Genomic DNA, 26,293 nt, shown 5'->3' on the forward strand with positions numbered 1-26,293 from the left:
TAAAGGCTTTAGGAGGAGTAGAAAATGAATTTAAAGGATAAAGTTAGAATAATAGAAGATTTTCCGAAAAAAGGTATAAGTTTTAAAGATGTAACTACTTTACTTCAAGATAGAGAGGCATTAAGAGAGTCAATAGATGTTATTGCCAATCATTTGAGGGATAAAAAAATTGATATAGTAATAGGACCAGAGGCTAGAGGGTTTTTATTTGGAGTACCAGTAGCTTATGTTTTAGGAGCTGGTTTTGTACCAGTTAGAAAACCTGGTAAATTACCCTATGAAACTATTAAAACTTCCTATGATTTAGAATATGGAAGTGATGCGTTAGAAATTCATAAGGATGCTATTAAAAAAGGTCAGAGAGTAGCAATTGTTGATGATTTACTTGCTACAGGAGGAACCGTAGCTGCTGTTGCAAAGCTTGTTGAGGAATCAGGTGGAGAAGTTGTAGCCATAGACTTTTTAATAGAGCTAACAGAACTTAAAGGTAGAGAAAAAATAGCACAATATGATATTATGTCTGTTATAGACTATCCATTTTAGAATTGAACATAAATTGCAATAATTTGGGTTATAGTATATAATAATTACTGAGTTTAAATAGGTGGCTGGTTCATTAACCAGCCTTTAATTTTAGGAGTGTATTACAATGATTGATAAATTGATAGAAAAAATTAATAGTAATTGTCACAATGTAGATATCAATTTTGTAAATAAGGCCTATGAATTTTCTGTAAATGCCCATAAAGAACAAAAAAGAGAGTCAGGAGAGCCTTATATTATTCATCCTTTAGAAGTAGCTTGTATTTTGGCTGAACTAGGACTTGATACCTCTACCATAGTGGCAGGTCTTTTACATGATGTAATTGAAGATACAGAATATACATATGAAGATGTTTGTAACATCTTTTCTATAGAAGTGGCAGATTTAGTAGAAGGGGTATCTAAGCTAGGTAAAATAAAATATAAGTCAAAAGAAGAACAACAAGCAGATAATGTTAGAAAAATGCTTCTTGCGATGGCTAAGGATATAAGAGTAATACTTATAAAATTGGCTGATAGATTACATAACTTGAGAACGTTAAAATACATGCCAGAGAATAAACAAAAGGAAAAGGCTAAGGAAACTCTAGATATATATGCGCCATTAGCTCATAGATTAGGTATATCAAAAATAAAGTGGGAGCTAGAGGATTTAGCATTAAGATACTTAAATCCAACAGAATATTATGACTTAGTAAAGCTGATTTCAGATAAGAGAAATGAAAGAGAAGAGCAAATAAGTCATATCATATCACAACTTAAATTAAATCTTAATATGGGTGGAATTACAGCAGAAATAGAAGGTAGACCAAAGCACTTCTATAGTATTTATAGAAAAATGATAAAAAGTAGTAAAACCATAGATCAAATATTTGATCTTACAGCAGTGAGGATATTAGTAGATGATATTGGAAATTGCTATGCTGCATTGGGAATAGTACATACTATGTATAAGCCTATACCAGGTAGATTTAAGGACTATATTGCTATGCCTAAACCTAATATGTATCAGTCACTTCATTCAACGGTAATAGGACCTTTCGGAAAACCCTTTGAAATACAAATTAGAACCTTTGAAATGCACAGAACTGCTGAATATGGTATTGCAGCTCACTGGAAATATAAAGAAAGTGTTCAAGATGAGGATAAATCTCTAGATTCAAAGCTATATTGGCTTAGAGAAATGCTAGAATGGCAAGGAGAGACTTCTGACGCTGAAGAATTTATGGAAGGCTTTAAGATAGATTTATTTTCAGATGAAGTATTTGTTTTTACTCCAAAGGGTGATGTTATAAATTTACCAAATGACTCTACACCTATAGACTTTGCCTATGCTATCCATACTGCAGTAGGTCATAAGTGTGTTGGAGGTAAGGTAAATGGGAAGATAGTACCTCTAGATTATAAGCTCAGAACAGGGGAAATTGTAGAGGTAATTACAGCTACTAATTCAAAAGGACCTAGCATAGATTGGCTTAATATAGTTAAGAGTAATCAAGCAAGGAGTAAAATTAAACTTTGGTTTAAAAAGGCAAATAGAGAAGAGACCATAGCAAAGGGAAAAGAATTAGTAGATAAAGAGTGTAAGAAGCAAAATTGTATATTTTCTCAAGTAATTAATGAGGACATTATTGAGAAAATTATTAGAAGATATAACCTAAAGAACATGGATGATTTATACCATGGTGTAGGCATTGGAGACATAAACCCTAATAATATGATAAGCAAGCTAAAGGATGCTTATGATAAAGAGAACTCTAAGCAGTTAAAACTTGAGGAATTAAGGCTAATTCATGAGGAAAAAAGTAAAAAACAAAAGAATAATACTTATTCTGGAGTTACAGTTAAGGATATGTCTAATATTCAAGTAAGATTTGCAAAATGTTGTAGTCCTGTATATGGAGATGATATTATTGGATATATTACAAGAGGCAAGGGTGTATCTATTCATAGAAGTGACTGTAAGAATGTAATTAACTTACAGGAAAAAGAAAGTCACAAAATAGTTGAAGTGGCTTGGGGAAAAGAAAATAAAGATAAATATATTGCTGACATAGAAGTAATAGCTGAGGATAGATTAGGTCTTCTTACAGATATTATAGAGATACTAGGGCTTGTAAAAGCTAATATTTTATCAATAAGTGCTGTAACAAATAAAAAAAATATAGCAGTTGTAAGCCTAAAAATAAATATTTCTAGTATAGAGCATTTAAAGGATATTCAAACTAAACTTAAGAAAATCAAGGATGTTAAGGATGTCTATAGAAAGAAACAGTAAAAAGGAGTGCTTAATATGAGAGCTGTAGTACAAAGAGTTAAATCTTCAAAGGTTGAAGTAGATAATAAAGTTATTAGTGAAATAGGAAAAGGAATTAACTTACTTGTGGGAATAAGTAAGGAAGATACTAAAGAAGATATAGATTATATAGTAAGAAAAGTTCTTGGAATGAGAATTTTTGAAGATGAAGATGAGAGAATGAACTTTTCACTTCAAGATATAGAGGGGGAGCTATTAATAATATCTCAATTTACTCTATATGGTGATTGTAGAAAGGGAAAGAGACCTGATTTTATGAAGGCACAAGGTGGAGATGTTGCTAGAGAATTATATAATGAGCTAGTTGAAGCCTTTAAAAAAGAAATACCTAATCTTCAAACAGGGGAATTCGGAGCTGATATGAAGGTTGAAATTATAAATGATGGACCAGTAACACTTTTATTAGAGAGTAAGAAGGATTTTTAAAATTTTAAGAAATATATGGCATTTTGAGGTGATACTATGATTATAAAAAGAATGATGGCAGGAGTTTATGCTGCCAACTGTTATATATTATTTGATGAAGAAACAAAGGAAGCTGTAGTTTTAGACCCGGGTGGAGATATAGATGATGTATGTAAAGCTCTTAATCAACTAGAAGCTAAGGTTAAATATATCATATTAACCCATGGTCACTTTGATCATACTACAGGGGTAGATGGATTAAAGGCTGAAACAGGAGCAACTGTAGCTATGGCTAAAGAAGATAATGATATGATTTTAAATAATATAATGTATTATGGACCACTTATTGAAGGTGGAGCAGACCTTTTATTAAAACATGGTGATATATTAAAGTTTGGTAATTATAAAATAGAAGTTTTGGCAACACCAGGACATACACCAGGAGGAATAAGTCTTTTAGTAGATGGAAATGTGTTTACTGGAGATACTCTATTCAAGGGATCTGTTGGCAGAAGTGATTTAGCTGGTGGAGACCACAATGAGCTTATAACAAGTATAAAAAATAATTTAATGCCTCTTAGTGATAGTGTGGCAGTTCACCCAGGTCATGGACCAAGTAGTACCATAGGCCAAGAAAGAATGGAAAACCCATTTCTATAGGTAAAATTAAACTGTATATTGGGTTATAAGAAGGTAATTTGAAATAAGGATTTGATAAATATGATAAAGGATATGAAGTCTATAAAAGTAAAGCTAAGCAATATGAATTTTAGATATGATGTCTTTCTTATGATAAATCTATTTTATAGTTTTATTAATATAGAATTTGTAAATGAGGAATTTGACTTATCTATAGATATAGATGAAGAAACGGGAAGTATTATAATTGGAGGAACAGAAGGATTCTTTAATTATGAAATTAATAGAAATTATAAGCTTTCTGAGGAAGTTAAAAAGTCCTTATTCATATATCTTAGAAATATTACTGGCAAAGTTCTTCCATGGGGAACTTTAGTTGGGATAAGGCCTTCTAAAAAAGCACTAGATCTTTTAGAAAAAGGATATAGTGAAGAGGAGGTAATAAAAGAATTTAAGGATAGACATGAAACTAGCAAGGAGAAGACAAAACTTTGTATTGATGTAGCTAAGTACGAAAAAAGTGTAGTTAACAAAGATAAAGATACTATAAGTATATATGTGGGTATGCCCTTTTGTCCAACTAGATGTGTTTATTGTTCTTTTACCTCAAATCCTATAGGGGGAAAGTCAGCTTTAGTTAAAGACTATCTTAATGCTATTACCAAGGAAATAAAAGCTATAAGTAAATATGTATCTGAAAAGAATTTAACTATTGAAAGTGTCTATTTTGGAGGAGGTACTCCTACTTCTGTAAATGATGAAGAATTTGAAGATATAATGAATAAGATATATAAGTGCTTTGTTGAAGGTAAGGGTGTTAAAGAATTTACTGTAGAATGTGGAAGAGTAGATAGTATAACAGAAAGAAAACTTCAATCTATGAAAAAATATAAGGTTCATAGGATTAGTATAAATCCTCAAAGTATGAATGATGATACTTTAAAAAACATTGGTAGAAATCATAGTAGTAAGGATGTAGAAAACTGCTTTAATCTAGCACGAAGTCTAGGCTTTGATAATATAAATATGGATATGATAGTTGGTCTCCCAGGAGAAGAGCTAAGTCATATAAATAGAAGTTGCGAAGAAATACTTAAACTAAATCCAGATAGCATAACTATACATGGTATGTCTATTAAAAGAGGCTCTAGACTACATGAAAATCTAGTTAATAAGGGAAAGTTTACTATTCCTAATCAACATGAGTTAAATGCTATGTATGAAGCTACAAAAAATCTTTCTTTAGATTTAAATATGAAACCGTATTATATGTATAGACAAAAAAATATGGTAGGTAACATGGAGAATGTAGGCTATTGTAGAGATGAAAAAATATGTATATATAATATTCAGATGATAGAGGAAAAGCAAACTATTATTGCTCTTGGAGCAGATGGAGTTTCAAAGGTTGTTTTCCTAGATGAGAATCGAATAGAGAGATTTGCAAATGTTAAGGATGTAAAAGAGTATAATAGTAGAATAGACGAGATGATAGCTAGAAAGATAGAATTACTCAATACTCTATATTAAAACAATTATGTACATAGGTTTTAAAGAAATATTCATTTGGGTAATGATATTATAATATATTTTAGACTTAATAAGTAAATAGGAGGAATTTAAATGGGAGAATCACTTAATGGACTTAAAAGAACCATTATGTGTGGTGAAGTAAGAGAATCAAATATCTCTGAAAAAATCACTGTTATGGGTTGGGTCCAAAGAAAAAGAAATTTAGGAAGTTTAGTTTTTGTAGATTTAAGAGACAGAACTGGATTGTTACAAGTTGTATTTGGTGAAGAAATAAATAAAGAAGCCTTTGAAAAAGCTGATTTAGTTAAATCTGAGTACTGCATAGCTGTTACTGGAGAGGTTATAAAAAGAGAATCTCCTAATAAAAATTTACCAACAGGAATGGTAGAGCTTAAAGGGGAAAGTATTAAAATACTTTCAGAATCAGAAACTCCACCTATATATATTAAAGAAAACTTAGATGCTGGTGAAAACATAAGACTAAAATATAGATATTTAGATCTTAGAAGACCAGATATGCAAAAAATATTAATGATTAGACATAAAGCTGGAAAAGTAGTAAGAGATTATCTAGATGAAAATGGATTCTTAGAAATGGAAACACCAATGCTTACTAAGAGCACTCCAGAAGGAGCTAGAGATTACTTAGTGCCTAGTAGAAATTACCCAGGAATGTTTTATGCATTACCTCAATCTCCGCAAATATTTAAGCAATTATTAATGGTTTCTGGATATGATAAGTATTTTCAAATAGTTAAATGTTTTAGGGATGAAGACTTAAGAGCTAATAGACAACCAGAATTTACGCAAATAGATTTAGAGATGAGCTTTGTTGAAATGGAGGATATCATAGCCCTAAATGAAGGTCTTTTAAAAAGAGTATTTAAAGAAGTTATAGATGTAGATGTACAACTTCCAATAAAGAGAATGCCTTATGCAGAAGCTATGAATAAATATGGTAGTGACAAGCCAGATTTAAGATTTGGTATGGAGATACAAAATATTACTGAAGCAGTAAGAGGTACAGATTTTGCTGTGTTTAAAGGAGCCATTGAAAATGGTGGTTCAGTAAGAGCTATTGTAGCTAAAAACTGTGCAGACATGGGTAGAAAGAAAATTGATAAACTAGGTGAGTTTGTTAAAACTTATAAAGCAAAAGGTCTTGCTTGGATAGCTTATAAAGAAGGAGAAATAAAATCTCCAATAGCTAAATTCTTCTCAGAAGAAGATATGGCTAAATTGCTAAGTGCTGCTGGAGCAGAAGTAGGAGATTTAGTTTTAATAGTTGCAGATGTTGATAGTGTAGTACTTCAATCTCTTGGAGCTTTAAGATTAGAACTTGCTAAGGAACTTGGAATCTTAGAAGGAAACAAAGACTTTAACTTTGTATGGATTACTGAATTCCCAATGTTTGAATATGACGAAGAAGAGAAGCGATTCGTAGCTCTTCACCATCCATTCACAGCACCTATGGATGAAGATTTACAACTTCTAGAAACAGATCCAGGAAGAGCTCGTGCTAAGGCTTATGATATAGTATTAAATGGAGAAGAACTTGGTGGAGGAAGTATAAGAATTCATGATACAAACCTTCAACAAAGAATATTTAATCTTCTAGGCTTTACTGATGAAAGTGCGTGGGAAAGATTTGGATTCTTATTAGAGGCATTCAAATATGGACCACCACCACATGGCGGACTTGCATATGGTTTAGATAGAATGGTAATGTTCCTTGCAGGAACTGATAACATAAAAGACGTTATTACCTTCCCTAAAAATCAAAATGCTTATTGTCCAATGAGTGAAGCACCTAATGTAGTTGATAAAAAGCAATTAATTGACTTAGGAATAGAAGTTAGTAAAGTAGAAAAATAATTTAATAGAAGATTTTATTATTATAGAGAATAATAATAAGTTATATGGACATAATAACTTCATAAAACTATTGATACTTAGTGATTAATATTTATTTTACAATTGCAATTTAATTACAATTGCTATATAATAATACTAAAGAATATTCTGCTGTGTGCGTGGAAATGGTTTATGTTGAGCCAACATTTAAACGTTGTGGCTGATGTTCTCATTATGGAGTGTTGACTGACTATTTTATAGTCGGTACCAGAAGTAGTGAGGCGATTCCACCCCTGGTAGACAGGGTTCAAATACATCATGAATACGGCACAGTGGGTATCAATAGTTTTAATATTAAAGAGTAAATACTTTGTATTTACTCTTTTTTTTACATCCATGGATATTATTAAAAAAGTTAAGAAGAAAGTGAAACACTGCAGGGAATATAAATAATAGAATAGGTAAAAAAATTATAAGTCTATTGAATAAAAGAGTATACGTATAAATTAAGTTGGTTACATAATTATAGCGAATTTGCATAATAGTTATTAAATACCTAAGTATTGTGATTTTATAGCAACTACTTCTTAAAGGTGGTATAGCAATTTAAAAATTTATCTCTATTAGCGTTATCACCTAGACCTTCATAACATTCCGAAAGAAGTTTATATATATTAGAATTAGTTGCATCTATAGATAATGCTTTATTTAATAGAAGTATTGAATCGTCATATTTTTTTAGATACATTAACTTTGATACTCCTTTTATTATATTTTCAAGAATTTTTGTGTCTTCAGTAAGATTATTTAATCTATAGATTAGTGAATTAATTTTGTCTGTAGTAAATGGCTTAAGTAAATATTCAACAGCTCCCAATTTAGTACAATCAACAGCATTTTTAACTGTTGGGAAAGCTGTCATAATTATTACCGTAGAAAATATTCCATCTTCCCGAATTCTTTTCAATACTTCAGTGCCACTTAATGTTGGCATTTTAATATCTAAAAAGATTAAATCAAAGGGTTCTCTAGATAATATTTCTAATGCCTCTAATCCATTTAGAGCTTCAGTGACAATGTATTCATTTAGTTCTAATGATGTTTTTAATAATTTTCTTATATTTTTGGTATCATCAACTACAAGTGCTTTTTTCATAGTACCTCCTAATTATATGGAATAATAATTGTAAATGTTGCCCCTTCACCTAAATCACTTTCACATGTTATTTCACCATTGTGAGCAGCTATTATGTCTTTACATATCCAGAGACCAAGACCAGAATTATTTTTAATGTCTTTATTAGTTAATTGAGTATATTTATCAAATATTTTTGTAGTATTATTCTTTAAAATTCCAACACCAGTATCAGTTACAGTTATATTTAATTTATTATCTTTTAAGAATCCTCGTATAGAAATTAAATCGCCATCCTTGCAGTGTCTAATGGCATTTATTATTAAATTATTAAGTACCCATACTAATTTTTCACCGTCACAGGATAACGGTTTTACATTTATATCTACATTGTATTCAAGAATAATTCCACTATAATTTGCGATACCTTTGTTACTAGAGACTGAGGCTTTTATCAAATCCTCAATGGAATTATACTCTTTATTATAAATCTCAGTTGAAGATTCCAGTTTCGATAATAAAAGCATATTTGAAACAAGTAAGTTTAATCTTTCGCCATCTTCCTTAATAGTGGTTAATATTTTTCTTTGTTCGTAACTTAAATCTCCTAATTTACTACTTTCTAGTAGACCTGTACCAATCATAATTGAAGTTAATGGAGTTTTAAATTCGTGTGAAATTGTTGCAAAGAAATCCTTACTAGTTTGCTCTATTTCTTTTAAGTGTGTTACATCCTTTAATAAAATTACATAGCCAACTTGAAGATCTTCCTCTTTAATTTCTTTAATTGATATATTGTAATAGAGTATATCTCCATTTTTGTTTTTTAGAGTGATAATATTCAAAAAATCCCATTGGCAGTTATTTAATATTATATCATAGATAACTGAAAAAAAACTTCTATCATTAACCAAATGAGTTAAATATCGTCCTTCTGGTTTTTCATCGCTAATATCAAAGGCATCAATAAAATTTTCGTTAACCATGGTAACTTTATAATCTTTATCAATAACTACCATTGGAGAATCTATGCTTCTTAATATGGAGTTTGAATTATTTCTTTCTTTTAATATTTGACCTAGTGTGCTTTTTTCAAAACTTTCAATTCTTTTTGCCATTAAGTTAAATTGATTTGCTAATTCTCCTAGTTCATCTTTTGTTGTTATTTCCAATTCTTTATATGCAGAGTTAGTTTTTATATCTTTAATAGCATCAATGATATTATTTAATGGGTATAATATCTTTTTAAGAAGATGTCTTGATAAGAAAAATGAAATTAATATTGAAGCTAAAGTAAAAAGTATTGTTGCATTTATTATAATTTTAGTTTTATTTTCAACTCTAGTTTTTGAATTAATCATCATAGTTTCATTTAGACTACTTATATTATCTAGAGTCTTTACAATTGTATCATAATTAATTTTAATTTCATTGAAGAAAAAATTATACCCTGATACTTTACCATTATTTTGAATGATTTCAGATAAGGTAAAAAAATTCTGGCTATATTCAAGATAGTAAGTATCAAGACTATTTACATATTCCATTTCTCCATCTTCAGTTATATTATTTTTTTCAAAGTAAAAGTTATCTAAAAATAAAGAGTTATTTTTAGAATATTCAGCGAGGCCTTCTTTTTTATCGCCAGATATGTAAAGAAATAAGCTCTGTTGTTGATTATAAAGTGCATCTTTCATATTTTCAACAGATTGAATACTTTTATAATTGTTAGTTAAAAGTCCATCTATATCATTTGAAATTGTAATTAAATTTCTAACTGAAACTAATCCTAGCAATGACATTGCTAGGATTATAACAATATAAATAAGTGATAGTTTTCCATTTAAGGTTTTAACCATAGTTTTTCCTCCTTAAGTTAATTCTTATAGTAAAGCAAAGTAAAATATAGCAAAGCTAAGATTAATTAAGCTAATTTAAAAACTCCAATTTCTGAAGTATGGATAATTGTTAATAGTACTTTTAGCTTACTTTGATATTTATATCTAATAAGATTAGAATTAGTAGGTAGTAAAAATTACGTAGGAAGGTAGTATTATGTATAACTTAATTATAGGTTACAATAACTCAAGTATCAACTTAATTAAATCACTTATTTGTAAAGAAAAAATTGTATTTTTGATTGATGATAAATCACCAGAAGAAATTAAAATAAAGAATAAATTTCTTTATTATTATCAAGTCAATATAACTGATATGAAACAGATACTAGATAAGTCATCGAAAGCAATGTTATCACATGTTTTTATAATAACAGAAGATGATTATTTAAATTTAATGATTGAAGATAATTTGAAATTTTTAGATAATGTACAAGTTGTTTATAATTTTAGAGCATTAGAAAAGATATCTAACAACGGTAATAAAAATTTATATCTTCAAGATTTCTTTGAGCCATTAGGTAAGGAGGTAATTTAATTTGTTTGTTGTTGTTATAAGTGAAAGTAAATTTATTAATCGATATAAGGAAAGTTTAGAAGGTTTAAGCTTAGATTTCTCAAATGTAATTTCAACACAAGAACTTTCGCCCGCGTCTTCCGATATATTTAATAATTACTTATTAAAAAGAGCAGATGTGGTGGTGATTATCACACCTAAAGATCAGTTTAATTTCTATATTTCAAAGGTTTGTAAAACTTTTTATGAAACTAAAAAGGTTATTACATTAATTAACAATTCAAACAATAAAGATGTTTTCGCTTCAATTGGAGTTTTTGATGTAATAGATTTTAATTGTTATGCAAAAGAAACTTTATATAAATTTTTAGAAAAAGGAGCAATTTAAATATGTATATTATTATTATTGGATGTGGCAAGATGGGAAGCAAATTAGCTGCAGATTTAGCTGAAACATCCCATGATATATGTGTAATAGATAGGGATGAGGAGAAAACGAATAAACTAGGTTCAGGGTTTAATGGAAGGATATTAAATGGGGTTGAAATTGATATTGACTTACTAGAAGAAGCAGGTATTGAGGAAGCTGATGTGCTACTTGCTTTGACTCAAAACGATAATATAAATATTGTTGCATGTGAAATAGCACAGAATATTTATAAGGTTCCAACTGTAATTGGAAGAGTATTTAATGATGATAGGGGCCACATTTATAATTCCTTAGGCATTAGAACAATTAATCCGATAAAACTAGCTGTTAGAAATATTAAGGAGGATATAAAATGCGAGCAGTTGTAATTGGTGGAGGTAAAGTTGGGTATTACTTAATAAAAAACCTCTTAAACATTGGGTGTTTAATAACTTTGATAGAAAAGAATTATGATATATGTAAGAAAATATCTAATGAACTAGATATTGAAGTAATATGTGGTGATGGTTCAAATTTAGAAGAATTATCAGAGGCTATAGAAGGAACAAATACTATTGTTGCAGCAGTTACAGGTAAAGATGAGGAAAATTTAATTATCTGCCAAATGAGCAAGCGTAATTTCTCTATTAAAAGTGCTATTGCAAGAATTAATAATCCTAAAAATAGACAGTTATTTAGTAAATTAGGTGTAACATCTACTGTTTGTAGTACAGAAGTTATTTCAACTTTAATTGAAAATGAACTTGTAGAGGATAATTTTAAAATTGTAAAAACTTTAGATAGAGGAGAAATGGTAATAATTGAAGCTTATATAGATAAAAATTCCCACTGGAGAGATATGGAGATTAAAAGCTTAATTTTACCAAATGATAGTATAATAGTTTCTATTTTAAGAAACAACGAGATTATCTATCCTAGGGGACATACAAAGATCTTACTTGAGGACACTGTTGTATTGATAACAAATACCAGTGTATCTCATAAATTAAGAAAATCTATTTATGGAGATGGTAGTAATGGTAAGAAATTCGGATTATTTTAAGGGAATATTATTTGAAATCCTAGTTGTAGCTATGTATATAATAGTAATTTTTATTTTGAGTTTTTTAGGGTGATTAAATGAGTGAAAAATATTTAAAGGACTTTAAAGTCATAAATTATTATGTTGGAATAATTATATTGGGAACAATTTCATTAATGATTATACCTATCTTCGTAACTGTTTTTTATAAGGAGTGGAGTTCGCTTGTAGATTTTATTCTTGCTCTGTTTATTGGATTATCTATAGCCTTTTCACTGATTCTTTCGGGAAAAGACGAAAAAGAAAATAACAAAATTGAATGGAAACACGGTCTTATAATTGCATCATATTCATGGCTGATTCTAATGCTTTTATGTGCCCTTCCCTATGTTTTTAGTGGACATGCAAAATCTTATATAGATGCTTGTTTCGATGTTATGAGTGGTTTTACTACAACTGGAGTATTTCTTATTCAGGATCTAGATCATATGTCCCTTGGACTTAATATGTGGAGACATATACTAACATTTGTAGGTGGGCAGGGCATGGTTGTATTAGCTTTATCAATACTAATTAAAAATTTTTCTGGTGGATATAAGATGTATGTAGGTGAAGGAAAAGATATTGGGCTTTTACCTAATATTAAAGGAACTACCAAGGCCATTTGGAAAATTAGTATAATATATTTAGTAATTGGTACAGTGGCACTTACAGTTAATGGTTTATTCATAGGGTTATCACCATCTAATTCATTTATGCATGGACTATTTATATTTGCGTCAAGTTGGAGTACAGGTGGATTTGCTCCAATGTCTCAAAATATATTGTATTATCATAGTTTTTCATATGAATTAATTACAATGGTATTGTTCATCATTGGTTCATTAAATTTTGGTCTTCATTTTGCAGTTATAAAGGGTAAGAGAAAGGAAATTTTCAAAAATGTTGAAACACAAAGCTTTTTTATAACTTCTTTTATTCTTGCAGGATTATTAGTTATGTTCTTATCAAAGACAGGAGTATACACAGATGCAGTTTCTCTATTTAGAAAGGGTGCTTATCAGCTCTTATCTGCACATACCACCACTGGATTTGGCAACCTTTATGCTAGGCAACTATTATTCGAATGGGGAGATTTTGCAATTTTTATTATGACAATTGCAATGCTTATTGGAGGAAGTGCATGTTCAACAGCCGGTGGATTTAAGGGACTAAGGATGGGGATTATCTTTAAGGGAATAATTGCAGATATAAAAAGAGTTCTTAGTTCTGATAGAAAGATTTTAACTACAAAAGTTCATCACATTAAGGATATAATTTTAGATAATGATTTAGTAAAATCATCAATGCTTATAATACTTTGTTATATTGCTATGTTTATTTTTGCAACGCTACTTGGAACATATTATGGCTACTCACTTGTAGAATCAGCTTTTGAGGCAGCTTCTATATCTGGAAATGTTGGATTATCTATAGGTGTAACTTCTATAACCATGCCTATACCACTAAAGATTTGTTATATCATTATTATGTATCTAGGGAGATTAGAGTTTATTTCAGTATTTGCATTAATAGGGTATTTTATAGGAGGAATTAAAAAGTTATGTGTAAGATACAAAAAATAATGTTAATTGTAATTATTACAGCGATTTTTTCTTCATTTCCAGTATTAGCTAGTGAGGCTATAACTTCTGTAAGTGAGCTTATTGATAACGGTTGGGAATATGACTCTAAAATTATAAATATTCAAGGTGAGGCTATTGGTGAACTTTTAGAAAGGGGCAAATATTCATTTGTTAATATAAATGATGGAACCTCTGCCATAGGTATTTATTTAAAAACTACAGATGGGGAAATGATTAAATCTTATGGAAATTATCATAAGATTGGAGATTCAGTAAGAATTACTGGGGTTTTCAATAGAGCCTGCAAAGAACATGGTGGTGATATGGATATTCACTGTGATTCAATACAAATAGTTTCAGATGGTTATAAAAGGACTCATGACATTAACAAACATAAGATAATTTTGACTATCGTACTGATGCCTTTTGTAATCTATGGAACAATGAAGACTTATGGAGTAATTAGAAAAAATAGTAAGAATTAAGTATGAGTAATAAAAGAGAAAAACCACATCAGTTTATATGTGTTTTTTCTCTTTTGTTATTCCTCAACATTTCCTAGTTTACGTTGATTTCTTCTGATTTTTAATTTTTGCATCAATCTACTCAAGGTAGATACTAAAATAATTCCAACAGCTATAACTCCTGCTAAAGAAAGAGTTTCGATTCCATTATTTAAGGAACCAAATACATTACCTTCAACTGCTTCAAAAACTGTATAATACATTCCACTTCCAGGAACTAAGGGAATAAGAGAGCAAACTAAAAATAATGTTACAGGATTTTTTAAAACTCTAGAGAAGATTTCAGCATAGATACTGATGCTTATAGATGCTATAAGCATAGCTAAGATGCTAGAGCCAGATAAGTTCATAGTAAGGCTGTAAAAAAACCATCCAACGGCACCTCCAAGGGCTGCAAAGAACAAGTTTTTATCCCTTACATTAAAGAGAACTCCAAAACCTAAGGAAACAATAAATGCATATATAACTTGCAAAAACATTTTACATCCCTCCTATAATAGACATCCATATTTTGAAACTAAAAGCAGCTCCAATAGCAATGGCTCCAGCTATCATAATAGCTTCCAGAGTTCTTGAAAGACCTGAAAGTAAATCTCCAGCTATGGTATCACGAATAGCGTTAGTTATAACTAAGCCTGGAACAAGTAACATAATTGAACCAATAATTATTTCATCTTTATGAAATATGGGATTTATGTAAGAGAAGAAAAGTCCAATTATAGCTGCTAAAGCACCACCTGCCACATTAATGAAAAATTCATTAACGCTTAAACGAGATAACATAGAAGATAATAAATTAATTAAAATTCCTACACCAAAGGCTATAATGAAGTCACTAAAGCTACCACCAAAAAGTAAGGTAAATGTACCAGTAGTTACTCCAGCAAAAAAAGTTTTTATGCTGTTAGAATATTTGGGAAAGCTGCGTATATATTTCAATTCTTTTCTAAGTTCATCTAAAGTTAAAGGATGACTTTGTATTTGTCGAGATAAGTTATTAATTAAAGCTACTTTTTCTAAATCTGTGGCTCTAGAAGTAATTCTCTTAATTATGGTACTATTCCTACCGTTTTCATCCATAGTAGAGGTGATTATTGCTGTAGGAGATACAAAGCTTTCCGCATTATCTATGCCATAAGACTTACATATCATATTTATTGTTTGTTCAACTCTGTAGGTTTCACCACCATTTTCAAGCATTATTTTTCCGGCCTCTGCAGCCAAGTTTACTATATTATCAGTAATCATAATGGTACTCCTTTGTTATATTAACAATATCTTATTATTAGCATTCATCAAAGATATTATAGAACAAAAAACAAGATAATGTATAATTGTTAGAATAATAAATTTATTATATTACAATATTGTGTTAAATTTATTATATAGGCAAATATTATAAGGTTACAATAATCAAGGGCAACTTTCAATATGATATTGTTTTCAAGTTTAGGGTCAATTAAAGAGATAGCTAAGGGGGATTTTATGGATAATGTAAATATATTATTAGAAAGTCTAATTAGTAACTTAAAAGAAGGAATTCACATAGTTGATAGTAAAGGAAAGACCATCTATTATAATCATGCCATGGAAAACATAGAAGGCATGAAAAGTGAAGATGTTATGGGAAAGGAAATTCAAGAGTATCTTAGGGATATAGAACACTCAACTATATTAGGAAGTTTAAAAAGTGGACATACCTATAGAGATACTTTACAAAACTATAGTAATGGAGCAGGTAAGATAATAACCAGTGTAAACTCTACTATTCCAGTAATGGTAGACGGAAAAGTTGAAGCAGTAATTGAGATAGCTAGAGATATGACACAAATAAAGAAATTAAATGAAACTATATGTCAGTTAGAAAATAAAAGTAAATCAAAGAAAAATTATTATACCTTTAATGATATTATAGGAAGTAGTAAGGTATTAAATGAAGAAATTTTAAAAAGTAAAAGAGCTAGTATATCTAATTCTTCAGTACTCATATATGGAGAAACTGGATGCGGTAAGGAACTATTTGCACAAGGTATACATTATGAAGGAATAAGAAGAGACAAGCCCTTTATAGCTATTAACTGTGCAGCAATACCAAGTGCACTGTTAGAGGGAATGCTCTTTGGAACGGTTAAAGGTAGTTTTACAGGAGCAGAAAATAAAAAAGGGCTTTTCGAAGAAGCTCATAGAGGAACTATTCTACTTGATGAAATAAATTCTATGGATCCATATTTACAATCAAAATTATTAAGAGTGCTCCAAGATGGATATATAAGACCACTAGGAAGTAATAAGATTATTGATGTAGATGTAAGGATTATAGCAACAATAAATGAGGAAGCAGACAAACTTATAAGAGAAGGAAAGCTTAGAAAAGATTTTTATTATAGATTGAGTGTAATTAAAGTAATGATACCACCACTTAGAGAACGTAAAGAAGATATAAGCCAGTTATGTGATTTTTTTATAAACTATTATAATGGTATTCTATATAGAAATGTAAAAGGAATTAGTGAAGATGTTATGGAGGGATTTTTAAACTATAGTTGGCCTGGAAACGTAAGAGAACTTAAGAATAATATAGAAAGTGCTATGAACATGGTTGAAGATGGAGAAATATTAACAAAGGAGTGCTTTGGTAATAAGATTAATTCTGTAGTAGAAGTAACTTCAGAAGAGGGATTTAGAGGAGATATCCCTTTAAATGAATATATAGATAGTCTTGAAAAAAATATAATAGAAAAAAGCTACAAAAAGAACAATAAAAACATAACAAAAACTTCAGAGGAATTAAAAATATCAAGGCAAAATCTTCAATACAAACTTAAGAAGTATAAATTACTTTAGTTAACTATTTTTTATGAGGATATAATATGAAAAATATAAACAATATGTTAATAAAAAGAATTAATTAAATATTAAAAAGATTTACAAACATATATGCCTAAAATTCGGCAAAGCGTATGCAAATAATTTTGCATACGCTTTTTAAGTGGATAGAACCTAAGTAAATATAGAAAAATTTTTTGCGGTAAATTTTTAAAAGTGATGAAATTATATACATTTAACCTATTTAAAGTTATGAAAGTATCTAAATAATGTATTTTCTTTGGCATGTGAATTGCTCTAGTAAAATATAGAATTTATAAAAATAATTTAATCACGAGGGGGATTTTACAATGGAAAATGTTAAGGTAGCAATTTGGGGCTTTGGAGCTATGGGAAGTGGAATGGCAAAAATGCTATTAACTAAAAAAGGTGTAGACATAATAGGGGTTTGTGATATGCATCCTGCTAGAGCCGGAAAAAGTATTTTTCAAGTTTTGGGAGTAGAAAGAGGAGATAGGGAAGATGTAATAATAAAAGCTAACATAGATGAAGTGTTAACAGAAAAATGCTGTGATATTTGTTTATGTGCAACAGATTCTTTCACAAAAAATGCTTTTCCAAAGTTGAAATCTGTACTTGAAAAGAAAATAAATGTTATTTCTACAGCAGAAGAAATGTCTTATCCTCAAGCTAAAAATCCTGAACTAGCTGCAGAGTTAAATAGAATTGCAAAGGAAAATGGAGTTACAATTCTTGGAACAGGTATAAATCCAGGATTAATCATGGATTTACTTGTTGTATGTTTAACAGGTTGTATGACTGAAGTAACTCATGTTGAAGCGAAGAGAGTAAATAGTTTATCACCATTTGGACCAGCTGTTATGGAAGAACAAGGAGTTGGGATGAAGGTTGAAGATTTTAATGCAGGAGTTAAGGATGGAAGTTTAGCTGGACATGTTGGATTTATAGAATCTGTAAATATGATAGCTGATTCTATGGGCTGGAAAGTTGATAAATTTGAACAACAAATGGCTCCAATAGTAACTACTGTAGATAGAAAGTCACCTTATGGATTTGCAGCTGCTGGAGATGTTGCAGGTGTTAATATGACAGGTCAAGGATATGTTGATGGAGAGGTAAAAATAGATATGATTCATCCACAACAAATAGAACCTGAAATGGAAGGTACATTTACTGGAGATTATATCACAATAAAAGGTACACCAGAAGTTAATATGTCAATTAAGCCAGAGGTTGATGGAGGACTTGGAACAATTGCTATGTGCGTTAATATGATTCCACATGTAATTAATGCAAATCCAGGATTAAAAACTATGATAGATTTGCCAGTACCAAGGGCTATAATGGGAGACTTTAGAAATTTCATAGATAGATAAACTTATTTAATTATAGAAATTTACTTTGGAGGTGAAGGTGTTGATTAAGAAGGACACATTTATTGAAATAGAAACAGTAGTATTACAATGTGAGGATAGATCACCAGCAATTCCAGACGATACAAAGGAAACTCCACTTAAAATGTGGGTTAGGGGTTTTGTAAATTCAGATTGTGAGCTGGGTGATGAAGTTGAAATCACTACAACTATTGGAAGAACTATGAGAGGTATCGCTAAGGTGGTAGAACCTTCATATTCTCATAATTTTGGTAGCTATGTAAGTGAAATAGCCTATATTGGAAAGCAAGCTAAGGAAATGATTTTCAATAAATAGTTATACAGAAAGTAGGTGATTGATATGAATAAGTATGAAGAGGTTATGAGCAGAAAAAATCAAATTATGATTAAGTCTGTAGGAATGGATTTTGATAAATATGAAAAGGGAAGTATAGCTTTTGATTATGAAGCAATGATGAGAGATATAGGATATTCCCTAAGTGATATTATGAAAATTCAACGAGAAGTGGGAGTTGGAAATACACCTCTCTTAGAATTAAGAAATATTACTGCCTTGGCAAGAAAGGTATCAAAGACTGGAAAAGCAGCTAGAATATTTGTTAAGGATGAAAGCTGTAATCCATCTGGAAGTTTTAAAGATAGAAGAGCATCTGTATCTGTGTATGATGCTAAGGAAAGAGGCTATAAGGGTGTAGCATCAGCTACTTCTGGAAACTATGGGGCAGCAGTAGCATCCCAAGCAGCTATGAAGGGATTAAAATGTACCATAGTTCAAGAATGTTATGACTCTAAAAAAATAGGACAACCAGAGATTCTTGAGAAGGGCAGAAAATGTGAATGGTTAGGGGCTGAAGTTTTACAATTAACAGTAGGACCAGAATTATTCTACACCTATCTAGAGACTTTAGAAGAAACAGGTTTTTATAATGCATCTTTATATTCTGCTTATGGAATAGCTGGAGTTGAAACTTTAGGTTATGAGATAGCTACAGAATGTAGAGAACGATTTGGAAAGGATCCAGAAGCAGTAGTAATTACCCATGCAGGTGGTGGAAATGTTACTGGTACTGCAAGAGGACTTATAAAGGCAGGAGCAAATAATACAAAAGTTATTGGAGCTTCTGTAAATTTACAAGGTCTTCATATGGCAAGTGATAAAGCCTTTAATAGAAAATCCTTCACTACTGGACACACTGGATTTGGTATTCCATTCATGGTATGGCCAGATAGAAGTGACGTACCAAGAAGTGCAGCAAGACCTCTAAGATATTTAGATAGATATGTAACCTTGCCACAAGGGGAAGTTTTCTACATGACTGAGCTTTTAGCACAGCTTGAAGGACTTGAAAGAGGACCAGCTGGAAATACTTCTTTAGCAGCAGCCTTTGTCATAGCTCAAGAGATGGAGGATGATGCAATTTTAGTAGTTCAGGAGACCGAGTATACTGGTGCTGGAAAGCATATAGTTCCACAATTAACCTTTGCAAAGGAAAATGGAATTAAAGTGCTTAGAGGTAATCCAATGGATGAAGTTCCAGGAGAAAATATTATACTTCCAGAGGATCCATCTTATTTACAAATAGATAATAAAGAGCTAGACGATTATAGAAAATCATTAATTAAAAACACAGTAAAGCTTTTAAAAGAAAAAGAAATTGGACAGGTAGATTTAGATTTCTTATGTGAAGAAACAAAACTTAGAAAAGAAACAGTAATAGATATTCTTAAAGAATTTGGGGTTAATGTGAAATAGGGTTAATAAGTAAATAGGGTAAAGATAAATAATGTGTGAAATAATAAAAAAACCATTAGGGGGAGAGAAGTAGTGAAAAGAGAAGACGATTTTGAAATAAGAAGAAAACATTTAGAAAGTTTAAGTGATGAAGAATTATATGAAAGGTTTTGGAAATTGACAGAAGAAATAGTAAATCCTATGGTGGATTTAGCATATGGAAATACCTCATCCTCTATAGAAAGGTCAGTACTTCTTAGAATGGGCTTTTCAAGCATAGAATCTCAAGCTATAGTTCAAGAAGGCTTAAAAGCAGGACTTCTTGGAAAAGGTATGGGAAATGTAGTTTTAAAATATGCAAAATTAAAGAATGTGCCATATTTAGAAGCTGGTAGAGAACTTGGAGAAGGAAAAGGCTGGAATGAAGTAACTAATTTGTTTGGGGGGGTTAAATAATGCTAGATATAAATAAGAAAATAGATGTAGCAGAAATACTTAAGGACTTAGATAAGTATGAACCTAAAAGAAGAGGTTGGCATTGGAGAGAAGAATATAATGAGCCAATGGGAGAGTTTGAATATAAGGAGATATCAAAACCCCTAAAAAATAGTAAAGCACTTCCATCAGCAACCAGCTTTGCTAATATAGACCCTCAACCAAAAGCTGTAATAACTTCGGAAATAGCTTCAGGAAGATTTGAAGATGATATTAGAAGAATGAGAATGGCAGCTTGGCATGGTGCAGATCATATAATGGTTATAAGAACATCAGGACAAAGTCACTATGATAGTTTAATTGAAGGAAGTCCAGAAGGAACAGGAGGAGTTCCAATAACAAGAAAAGAAGTTAGAGCTACAAGAAAAGCTCTTGATATGATAGAGGAAGAAGTAGGAAGACCAATAAATTTCCACTCCTATGTATCAGGGGTTGCAGGTCCAGATATTGCTGTAATGTTTGCAGAGGAAGGAATAAATGGAGCTCACCAGGATCCTCAATATAATGTACTTTACAGAAACATAAATATGGTTAGATCCTTCGTTGATGCAGCAGTAGCAAAACATATAATGGCATGGGCTGATATTTTACAAATAGATGGAGCACATAATGCAAACGCAACTGCAATGAAGGGTTATAAGGTAATGCCTGAACTTATGGTTCAACATGCTATAAATTCAAAATTCTCTGAGAAGGTTGGTATGAAACAAAGCAATATATCACTATCTACAGTACCACCAACAGCACCACCAGCTCCATGTTTAAGATATGATTTACCTTATGCTGTAGCACTTAGAGACTTATTTAAAAACTATAAAATGAGAGCACAGATGAACACAAAATACATGGCATCTTGTACTAGAGAAGCTACAGTAACCCATTCACTAAACTTGTTAATATCTGAACTTACTTCAGCAGATATTCAAAGTACAATCACTCCTGATGAAGGAAGAAATGTACCTTGGCATTATAATAATATCCATGCTGTAAATACAGCTAAGCAAGCTTTAATTGGTATGGATGGCTTAATGGATATGATAGAGCTTAAAAAGGATGGATATCTTCCAGAGAAGGTTAGAGAACTTAAGGAAAGAGCAGTATTATTCCTAGAGGAAATGATTGAAAATGGTGGATATTTCAAAGCTGTAGAAGATGGATTCTTTGTAGATTCAGGAGAATATCCAGAAAGAAATAGTGATGGTATTGCAAGAAAGATAGATGGAGGTATTGCTGTTGATACAGTAGTTCCAAGAGATAAAGAATACTTTGCTCCAGTATGTGCTCACTTTGGATATAATAATATTCCAGAAGAATATAACAAACCATGTGATGCAATAGATGAATGTACATTATGTAATCATAGCAAAATAGTTTATATAGATGAACTTGATGAAGAAGATAATGTTAATGTAAGAATGGCTAAAAATAGTAAAGAGGAAGGAACTATAATTCCAGAAGTAGAGTGGAAGAATGATGGCTATGTATCTACAACATTATTCCTAACTGAAGAGGAAAATATAGCAGAGGCTGCAGCCCTTGAAATAGGAAGAAGAATGAATTTAACTGACGTAGAAGTTATTCATAAACAGGTTATGCAAGATGCAGAAGGTACTTTAGTAGAAATCAAAGGTAGAGTAAGCTTTGCAATTAAAAAAGATGAACTTAAGATTCCAGAAAAGCAAGAGCTTTTACCAGATGATGTAATGAGAGATTACGTTAAGAATAATCCTATTAGAGTGGTAGCTGCTACTGTTGGAGAAGATGAACACTCTGTTGGACTAAGAGAAATTATAGATATTAAGCATGGCGGTATTGAAAGATATGGTATAGATGTAGTATATCTTGGAACTTCTTGTCCAGTAGAAAAATTAATAGATGCAGCTATTGAAACAAAGGCTCAAGCTATAATAATGAGTACTATTATCACTCACAATGATGTACACACTAAGAACATGCAAAAGATTCATGATCTATGCATAGAAAAAGGTGTAAGAGACAAATTCATAATAGCTTGTGGAGGAACTCAAGTAACTAATGAGATTGCTGTAGCTCATGGTATGGATGCAGGCTTTGGTAGAGGAACTCATGGAAATAATGTTGCCTCCTTTATCATTGAAACCTTAATGAAAAAAGAACAATAATAATTTGAAGATTTATTATTAGATAAACTAGATTAAATAATAAAAAATATATGATATTTATATAAAGTACTGGGGGTGTCTCAAATAATTAAACTAAGTTTACCTTAAGGATAGATTAATGCTTAGTAAAATTTTGAGGTATCCCCTTTAAACTAGGAGGGAAGCTATGAGAGTTGAATATTTAATAGCGGAAATCGGAAGTACAACCACTGTAGTAACAGCCTTTAATTTTAAAAAAGGAGTTGAGGTTGTAGGACAAGGTAAGGCCTTTACTTCTGTTTTACAAGGTGATGTAACTATTGGACTTAGAAATGCAATTAATGAAATGGAGAAGCAGCTAGGAGAATCTATTGAATATGACAGAATGATAGGTACTAGTAGCGCCGCAGGAGGCTTAAAAATAACTGTTCATGGATTAGTACAAGATATGACAGTTAAAGCTGCAAAGGAAGCAGCCCTAGGTGCAGGCGGAATTATAAAAATGGTAACAGCAGGTAGGCTGAGAAGAACGGATATTAAAAAAATAAAAGAAATAAATCCTAATCTTATAATGATTGCAGGTGGTACAGACTATGGAGAGAGAGAAACTGCCTTAGACAATGCTGAGATTATAAGAGATGCTGAGCTGAATATCCCTGTGGTTTATTGTGGTAATATAGCTAACCAAGAGGAAATAAAAGAGATTTTTGAAGGTAGAGAACTTTATGTAATAGATAATGTATATCCTAGGGTAGATGAATTAAATGTGGAGCCTGCTAGAGGAATAATTCAAGATGCTTTTGAAGTAAATATTGTTAAAGCAGGTGGTATGGATAAAATTAAGGAAATGGTGGATGGAGCTATAATGCCAACCCCTGGAGCTGTAATGGAAGCTACAAAGTTACTCTATGAAATAATAGGTGATGTAATAGTGGTGGATGTAGGAGGAGCTACTACAGATGTTCATTCCGTAACAGAAGGTAGTGTGGAAATTTTAGATATATTAGTGACTCCAGAACCAAAAGCAAAGCGTACCGTAGAAGGTGATTTAGGGGTATATGTAAATAGAGAAAATGTATTAGAGCTTTTACAACATCACGAGTTAGAAGGAAGAACTAAGGATAGTATAAGTAGTTTCATTAAGCCTATTCCAACTACAGAAGAAGAGAAATATTGGAGTAGGGTACTTGCTCAAAAGGCTGTAAACACTGCCATAGATAGACATGTAGGGCAAATTAAAAGAGTATACAATTCAGGAAGAAAGTTTAGTGCCTATGGAAAGGATTTATCAATGGTTAAATATATCATAGGTACAGGAGGTGCTCTAACTAGGTTAGGTAAAGGCAAGGAAATGCTGGAGAGTATAAAGGATGTTAAGGGAGACATTACTATGCGTCCCACAAAAGAGGCAAAGGTACTCCTAGATAATATGTATATCATGGCCTGTGCTGGAGTTTTAAGTAGAGAAAATAAAGAAGCTGCAATAGAATTGCTTAAAGCTAGTTTAAATCTATAATAACAAATTAGATTTTTAGTTTCTGTAAAAGAGGAGAGTTAGAGAATGGAAAAATGTTATTCAGAAGTAGAATTAAATCAAGAAAATTTAACTTATAATACTGTCCTTGAACAAGAGTTATGGAAAGAAGAAGTAAAGGATAGATATCCTAGAATTGAAATTGATTTAAAAAAATTAACCTATAATACTAAATTTTTATTAAACATGTGTAATGGAAAGATGATAGATGTAGCTGTAGTAACTAAGGTATTTTGTTCACACCCAGATATAGTTCAAGGGGTTTTAGATGCAGGGGTAAAAACCATAGGAGATTCAAGAGTGGCAAATTTAAAAAAGATAGCAAATTTAAATTGTGAAAAGCTACTTCTTAGAATTCCAGCTCTTAGTGAAGTAAGAGAAGTAATCATGTATAGTGATATTTCCCTTAATTCAGAGATAGATACAATTAAGGCATTATCAAATGAAGCTATAGGAGCTAAGAAAACTCATAAAATAATTTTAATGGTAGATTTAGGAGATTTAAGGGAAGGTGTTTTAGAGAAAGATGTACTAGAAATGTCCAGGGAAATTATTAAATTGCCTAATATAAAGCTTATGGGGATAGGAACAAATTTAACTTGCTATGGAGGAGTAATACCCGATGAAGTAAATTTAGGAAGGTTGCTTAAAATAAAAAACACTATAGAAGAAGAATTAAATATTAAGATACCTATAGTATCAGGAGGAAATTCTAGTAGTTTGTATATGGTAATGAATAAAACTATTCCAGAAGGAATTAATAATTTAAGACTTGGGGAATCAGTGGTTTTAGGAAGAGAAACTGCTTATGGAAGAGATATTCCAGGAATGTTTAAAGATGTGTTTACTTTAAAAGGTGAAGTTATAGAAATTAAGGATAAGCCATCAGTACCAATAGGAAATATTGGCATGGATGCCTTTGGAGAGGTTCCAACCTTTCAGGATAGAGGAACAATAAAAAGAGCTATAATTTCAATGGGAAGACAAGACGTAAAAATTGATGGAATAACTCCTAGAGATGAAAAAATAAGAATATTAGGTGGCAGTAGTGATCATCTTTTATTAGATGTAACGGAAAGCGAAGCTGACTACAAAGTTGGTGATATAATTTCCTTTGATGTAGATTATGGAGCATTATTATCTTCAATGACCTCCTCCTATATAAATAAGTGTATAATGTAAATAAAAAAATAATTTTAGGGAGAGATTTAAATGGTTGATTTTAAATTATTTACTGAAGACTTAAATATAGCAATAAGGAATCTGCATGAAAAAGGTGCCTTTTTAACTGTAAAGGCTGGAGATGAAGTTAATACTATGACAATAGGTTGGGGAAATGGTGGCTTCCAATGGGGAAAACCTATATTTACAGTACTAGTGAGAAAGCATAGACATACCTTTTCTATTATAGAAAAAGCTGATAACTTTACTGTAACAATTCCTCTTGATGATAGCTTAAAGGAGGAAATTAAATTCTGTGGTACTAAATCAGGAAGAGATTATGATAAATTTAAGGAATGTAATTTAAAACTAATTCCAGCTAAAACTGTAGATACTCCAATAATAGAAAAATCTAATGTATTGACTTATGAATGTAAAATAGTTTATAAACAAGAAATGAATCCAGAGTTTTTATCTGATGCTATAAAGAGCTCAAGCTATCCAGCAGAGGACTATCATGTGTTATATGTAGGTGAAGTAGAAGCTTGCTATAAACTATAGAATTATAT

25 protein-coding genes and 1 other RNA gene are annotated in these 26,293 nt (G+C 30.8%); 22 read left to right on the forward strand and 4 right to left on the reverse strand.

Annotation, left to right across the window (positions count from 1 at the left end; genetic code table 11):
- Window positions 1-24 precede the first annotated feature (24 nt).
- The 7 genes from B3Z56_RS08135 to ssrS all read left to right on the forward strand — a co-directional run bounded on the left by B3Z56_RS08135 (window position 25) and on the right by ssrS (window position 7,633).
- The gene (locus tag B3Z56_RS08135; RefSeq protein ID WP_346877795.1) at window positions 25-543 is read left to right on the forward strand and encodes an adenine phosphoribosyltransferase; all 519 of its coding nucleotides are present in this window, start codon (window positions 25-27) and stop codon (window positions 541-543) included.
- A 106-nt stretch (window positions 544-649) separates the two neighbouring features.
- The gene (locus B3Z56_RS08140) at window positions 650-2,821 is read left to right on the forward strand and encodes a bifunctional (p)ppGpp synthetase/guanosine-3',5'-bis(diphosphate) 3'-pyrophosphohydrolase (RefSeq protein WP_346848657.1); all 2,172 of its coding nucleotides are present in this window, start codon (window positions 650-652) and stop codon (window positions 2,819-2,821) included.
- A 15-nt stretch (window positions 2,822-2,836) separates the two neighbouring features.
- Entirely contained in the window at window positions 2,837-3,286 is a 450-nt protein-coding gene (gene dtd, locus B3Z56_RS08145; protein ID WP_346848658.1) for a D-aminoacyl-tRNA deacylase, read from the forward strand.
- Window positions 3,287-3,322: 36 nt separating this feature from the next.
- Window positions 3,323-3,925: an MBL fold metallo-hydrolase gene (locus B3Z56_RS08150; protein ID WP_346848659.1), complete on the forward strand. Its 603-nt coding sequence runs from the start codon at window positions 3,323-3,325 to the stop codon at window positions 3,923-3,925.
- A 60-nt stretch (window positions 3,926-3,985) separates the two neighbouring features.
- Entirely contained in the window at window positions 3,986-5,434 is a 1,449-nt protein-coding gene (locus tag B3Z56_RS08155; RefSeq protein ID WP_346878562.1) for a coproporphyrinogen III oxidase, read from the forward strand.
- 93 nt (window positions 5,435-5,527) lie between these two features.
- Window positions 5,528-7,312, forward strand: a complete 1,785-nt coding sequence (gene aspS / locus B3Z56_RS08160; RefSeq protein ID WP_346878563.1) for an aspartate--tRNA ligase — start codon at window positions 5,528-5,530, stop codon at window positions 7,310-7,312.
- A gap of 141 nt (window positions 7,313-7,453) precedes the next feature.
- Window positions 7,454-7,633: non-coding RNA, 6S RNA (gene ssrS, locus B3Z56_RS08165), on the forward strand.
- Window positions 7,634-7,871: 238 nt separating this feature from the next.
- Here ssrS and B3Z56_RS08170 read toward each other — a convergent pair.
- Together B3Z56_RS08170 and B3Z56_RS08175 are read right to left on the reverse strand one after the other, a co-directional pair.
- Window positions 7,872-8,447: a response regulator gene (locus B3Z56_RS08170; RefSeq protein WP_346848662.1), complete on the reverse strand. Its 576-nt coding sequence runs from the start codon at window positions 8,445-8,447 to the stop codon at window positions 7,872-7,874.
- A gap of 8 nt (window positions 8,448-8,455) precedes the next feature.
- On the reverse strand, window positions 8,456-10,285 hold the full coding sequence (locus B3Z56_RS08175; RefSeq protein WP_346878564.1) for a sensor histidine kinase: 1,830 nt from the start codon (window positions 10,283-10,285) through the stop codon (window positions 8,456-8,458).
- Between the two features lie 196 nt (window positions 10,286-10,481).
- Between B3Z56_RS08175 and B3Z56_RS08180 the strand changes: the two genes are divergently transcribed.
- The 6 genes from B3Z56_RS08180 (at window position 10,482) to B3Z56_RS08205 (ending at window position 14,402) form a co-directional block, all read left to right on the forward strand.
- Window positions 10,482-10,862 carry a hypothetical protein gene (locus B3Z56_RS08180; RefSeq protein ID WP_346848664.1) on the forward strand — a complete coding sequence of 127 codons (381 nt, stop codon included), beginning with the start codon at window positions 10,482-10,484 and terminating at the stop codon, window positions 10,860-10,862.
- Window position 10,863: 1 nt separating this feature from the next.
- A complete protein-coding gene (locus B3Z56_RS08185) occupies window positions 10,864-11,229 on the forward strand; it encodes an NAD-binding protein (RefSeq protein ID WP_346878565.1) in 366 nt (121 codons plus the stop codon).
- Between the two features lie 2 nt (window positions 11,230-11,231).
- Complete coding sequence (locus B3Z56_RS08190; protein ID WP_051824143.1) at window positions 11,232-11,639, forward strand: NAD-binding protein; 408 nt, start codon at window positions 11,232-11,234, stop codon at window positions 11,637-11,639.
- A complete protein-coding gene (locus B3Z56_RS08195) occupies window positions 11,624-12,313 on the forward strand; it encodes a TrkA family potassium uptake protein (RefSeq protein ID WP_346878566.1) in 690 nt (229 codons plus the stop codon). Before B3Z56_RS08190 ends, B3Z56_RS08195 begins: the two co-directional genes overlap by 16 nt.
- Window positions 12,314-12,390: 77 nt before the next feature.
- On the forward strand, window positions 12,391-13,917 hold the full coding sequence (locus tag B3Z56_RS08200; RefSeq protein WP_346878567.1) for a TrkH family potassium uptake protein: 1,527 nt from the start codon (window positions 12,391-12,393) through the stop codon (window positions 13,915-13,917).
- On the forward strand, window positions 13,896-14,402 hold the full coding sequence (locus B3Z56_RS08205) for a hypothetical protein (protein WP_346848668.1): 507 nt from the start codon (window positions 13,896-13,898) through the stop codon (window positions 14,400-14,402). Before B3Z56_RS08200 ends, B3Z56_RS08205 begins: the two co-directional genes overlap by 22 nt.
- 56 nt (window positions 14,403-14,458) lie before the next feature.
- Here B3Z56_RS08205 and B3Z56_RS08210 read toward each other — a convergent pair whose 3' ends face one another.
- Window positions 14,459-14,920, reverse strand: coding sequence for a threonine/serine exporter family protein (locus B3Z56_RS08210; RefSeq protein ID WP_346878568.1), 462 nt, complete (start codon window positions 14,918-14,920; stop codon window positions 14,459-14,461).
- Between the two features lies 1 nt (window position 14,921).
- Entirely contained in the window at window positions 14,922-15,689 is a 768-nt protein-coding gene (locus B3Z56_RS08215; protein ID WP_035134500.1) for a threonine/serine exporter family protein, read from the reverse strand.
- A gap of 237 nt (window positions 15,690-15,926) precedes the next feature.
- Here B3Z56_RS08215 and B3Z56_RS08220 point away from each other — a divergent pair, with 237 nt between their 5' ends.
- The 9 genes from B3Z56_RS08220 to B3Z56_RS08260 all read left to right on the forward strand — a co-directional run bounded on the left by B3Z56_RS08220 (window position 15,927) and on the right by B3Z56_RS08260 (window position 26,285).
- Entirely contained in the window at window positions 15,927-17,285 is a 1,359-nt protein-coding gene (locus B3Z56_RS08220) for a sigma-54 interaction domain-containing protein (protein WP_346848670.1), read from the forward strand.
- Between the two features lie 332 nt (window positions 17,286-17,617).
- The gene (gene ord, locus B3Z56_RS08225) at window positions 17,618-18,664 is read left to right on the forward strand and encodes a 2,4-diaminopentanoate dehydrogenase (RefSeq protein WP_346877804.1); all 1,047 of its coding nucleotides are present in this window, start codon (window positions 17,618-17,620) and stop codon (window positions 18,662-18,664) included.
- 37 nt (window positions 18,665-18,701) lie between these two features.
- Entirely contained in the window at window positions 18,702-18,998 is a 297-nt protein-coding gene (gene ortA, locus B3Z56_RS08230) for a 2-amino-4-oxopentanoate thiolase subunit OrtA (RefSeq protein ID WP_346848672.1), read from the forward strand.
- A gap of 24 nt (window positions 18,999-19,022) precedes the next feature.
- Window positions 19,023-20,435 (forward strand): 2-amino-4-oxopentanoate thiolase subunit OrtB, encoded by a 1,413-nt coding sequence (gene ortB, locus B3Z56_RS08235; RefSeq protein WP_346878569.1) that lies wholly within the window; start codon window positions 19,023-19,025, stop codon window positions 20,433-20,435.
- Between the two features lie 72 nt (window positions 20,436-20,507).
- The gene (locus B3Z56_RS08240; protein ID WP_346878570.1) at window positions 20,508-20,870 is read left to right on the forward strand and encodes an ornithine aminomutase subunit alpha; all 363 of its coding nucleotides are present in this window, start codon (window positions 20,508-20,510) and stop codon (window positions 20,868-20,870) included.
- Window positions 20,870-23,050 carry a D-ornithine 4,5-aminomutase subunit OraE gene (gene oraE, locus B3Z56_RS08245; protein WP_346877805.1) on the forward strand — a complete coding sequence of 727 codons (2,181 nt, stop codon included), beginning with the start codon at window positions 20,870-20,872 and terminating at the stop codon, window positions 23,048-23,050. Before B3Z56_RS08240 ends, oraE begins: the two co-directional genes overlap by 1 nt.
- A gap of 166 nt (window positions 23,051-23,216) precedes the next feature.
- On the forward strand, window positions 23,217-24,545 hold the full coding sequence (locus B3Z56_RS08250) for a GlmL-related ornithine degradation protein (RefSeq protein ID WP_346878571.1): 1,329 nt from the start codon (window positions 23,217-23,219) through the stop codon (window positions 24,543-24,545).
- A gap of 45 nt (window positions 24,546-24,590) precedes the next feature.
- Window positions 24,591-25,745 (forward strand): ornithine racemase Orr, encoded by a 1,155-nt coding sequence (orr, locus tag B3Z56_RS08255; protein ID WP_346878572.1) that lies wholly within the window; start codon window positions 24,591-24,593, stop codon window positions 25,743-25,745.
- Between the two features lie 30 nt (window positions 25,746-25,775).
- Window positions 25,776-26,285, forward strand: coding sequence for a flavin reductase family protein (locus B3Z56_RS08260; protein ID WP_346878573.1), 510 nt, complete (start codon window positions 25,776-25,778; stop codon window positions 26,283-26,285).
- The last annotated feature ends 8 nt before the right edge of the window (window positions 26,286-26,293 follow it).

Origin of the sequence: Clostridium sp. UBA7791, assembly GCF_002480755.1 — a bacterium.
Taxonomy (GTDB): domain Bacteria; phylum Bacillota; class Clostridia; order Clostridiales; family Clostridiaceae; genus Clostridium_J; species Clostridium_J sulfidigenes.

Coding starts and splice junctions, on each gene's coding strand:
- B3Z56_RS08135 (WP_346877795.1), top strand. CDS start 25: ATGAATTTAAAGGATAAAGTTAGAATAATAGAAGATTTTCCGAAAAAA.
- B3Z56_RS08140 (WP_346848657.1), top strand. CDS start 650: ATGATTGATAAATTGATAGAAAAAATTAATAGTAATTGTCACAATGTA.
- dtd (WP_346848658.1), top strand. CDS start 2,837: ATGAGAGCTGTAGTACAAAGAGTTAAATCTTCAAAGGTTGAAGTAGAT.
- B3Z56_RS08150 (WP_346848659.1), top strand. CDS start 3,323: ATGATTATAAAAAGAATGATGGCAGGAGTTTATGCTGCCAACTGTTAT.
- B3Z56_RS08155 (WP_346878562.1), top strand. CDS start 3,986: ATGATAAAGGATATGAAGTCTATAAAAGTAAAGCTAAGCAATATGAAT.
- aspS (WP_346878563.1), top strand. CDS start 5,528: ATGGGAGAATCACTTAATGGACTTAAAAGAACCATTATGTGTGGTGAA.
- B3Z56_RS08170 (WP_346848662.1), bottom strand. CDS start 8,447: ATGAAAAAAGCACTTGTAGTTGATGATACCAAAAATATAAGAAAATTA.
- B3Z56_RS08175 (WP_346878564.1), bottom strand. CDS start 10,285: ATGGTTAAAACCTTAAATGGAAAACTATCACTTATTTATATTGTTATA.
- B3Z56_RS08180 (WP_346848664.1), top strand. CDS start 10,482: ATGTATAACTTAATTATAGGTTACAATAACTCAAGTATCAACTTAATT.
- B3Z56_RS08190 (WP_051824143.1), top strand. CDS start 11,232: ATGTATATTATTATTATTGGATGTGGCAAGATGGGAAGCAAATTAGCT.
- B3Z56_RS08195 (WP_346878566.1), top strand. CDS start 11,624: ATGCGAGCAGTTGTAATTGGTGGAGGTAAAGTTGGGTATTACTTAATA.
- B3Z56_RS08200 (WP_346878567.1), top strand. CDS start 12,391: ATGAGTGAAAAATATTTAAAGGACTTTAAAGTCATAAATTATTATGTT.
- B3Z56_RS08205 (WP_346848668.1), top strand. CDS start 13,896: ATGTGTAAGATACAAAAAATAATGTTAATTGTAATTATTACAGCGATT.
- B3Z56_RS08210 (WP_346878568.1), bottom strand. CDS start 14,920: ATGTTTTTGCAAGTTATATATGCATTTATTGTTTCCTTAGGTTTTGGA.
- B3Z56_RS08215 (WP_035134500.1), bottom strand. CDS start 15,689: ATGATTACTGATAATATAGTAAACTTGGCTGCAGAGGCCGGAAAAATA.
- B3Z56_RS08220 (WP_346848670.1), top strand. CDS start 15,927: ATGGATAATGTAAATATATTATTAGAAAGTCTAATTAGTAACTTAAAA.
- ord (WP_346877804.1), top strand. CDS start 17,618: ATGGAAAATGTTAAGGTAGCAATTTGGGGCTTTGGAGCTATGGGAAGT.
- ortB (WP_346878569.1), top strand. CDS start 19,023: ATGAATAAGTATGAAGAGGTTATGAGCAGAAAAAATCAAATTATGATT.
- oraE (WP_346877805.1), top strand. CDS start 20,870: ATGCTAGATATAAATAAGAAAATAGATGTAGCAGAAATACTTAAGGAC.
- B3Z56_RS08250 (WP_346878571.1), top strand. CDS start 23,217: ATGAGAGTTGAATATTTAATAGCGGAAATCGGAAGTACAACCACTGTA.
- orr (WP_346878572.1), top strand. CDS start 24,591: ATGGAAAAATGTTATTCAGAAGTAGAATTAAATCAAGAAAATTTAACT.
- B3Z56_RS08260 (WP_346878573.1), top strand. CDS start 25,776: ATGGTTGATTTTAAATTATTTACTGAAGACTTAAATATAGCAATAAGG.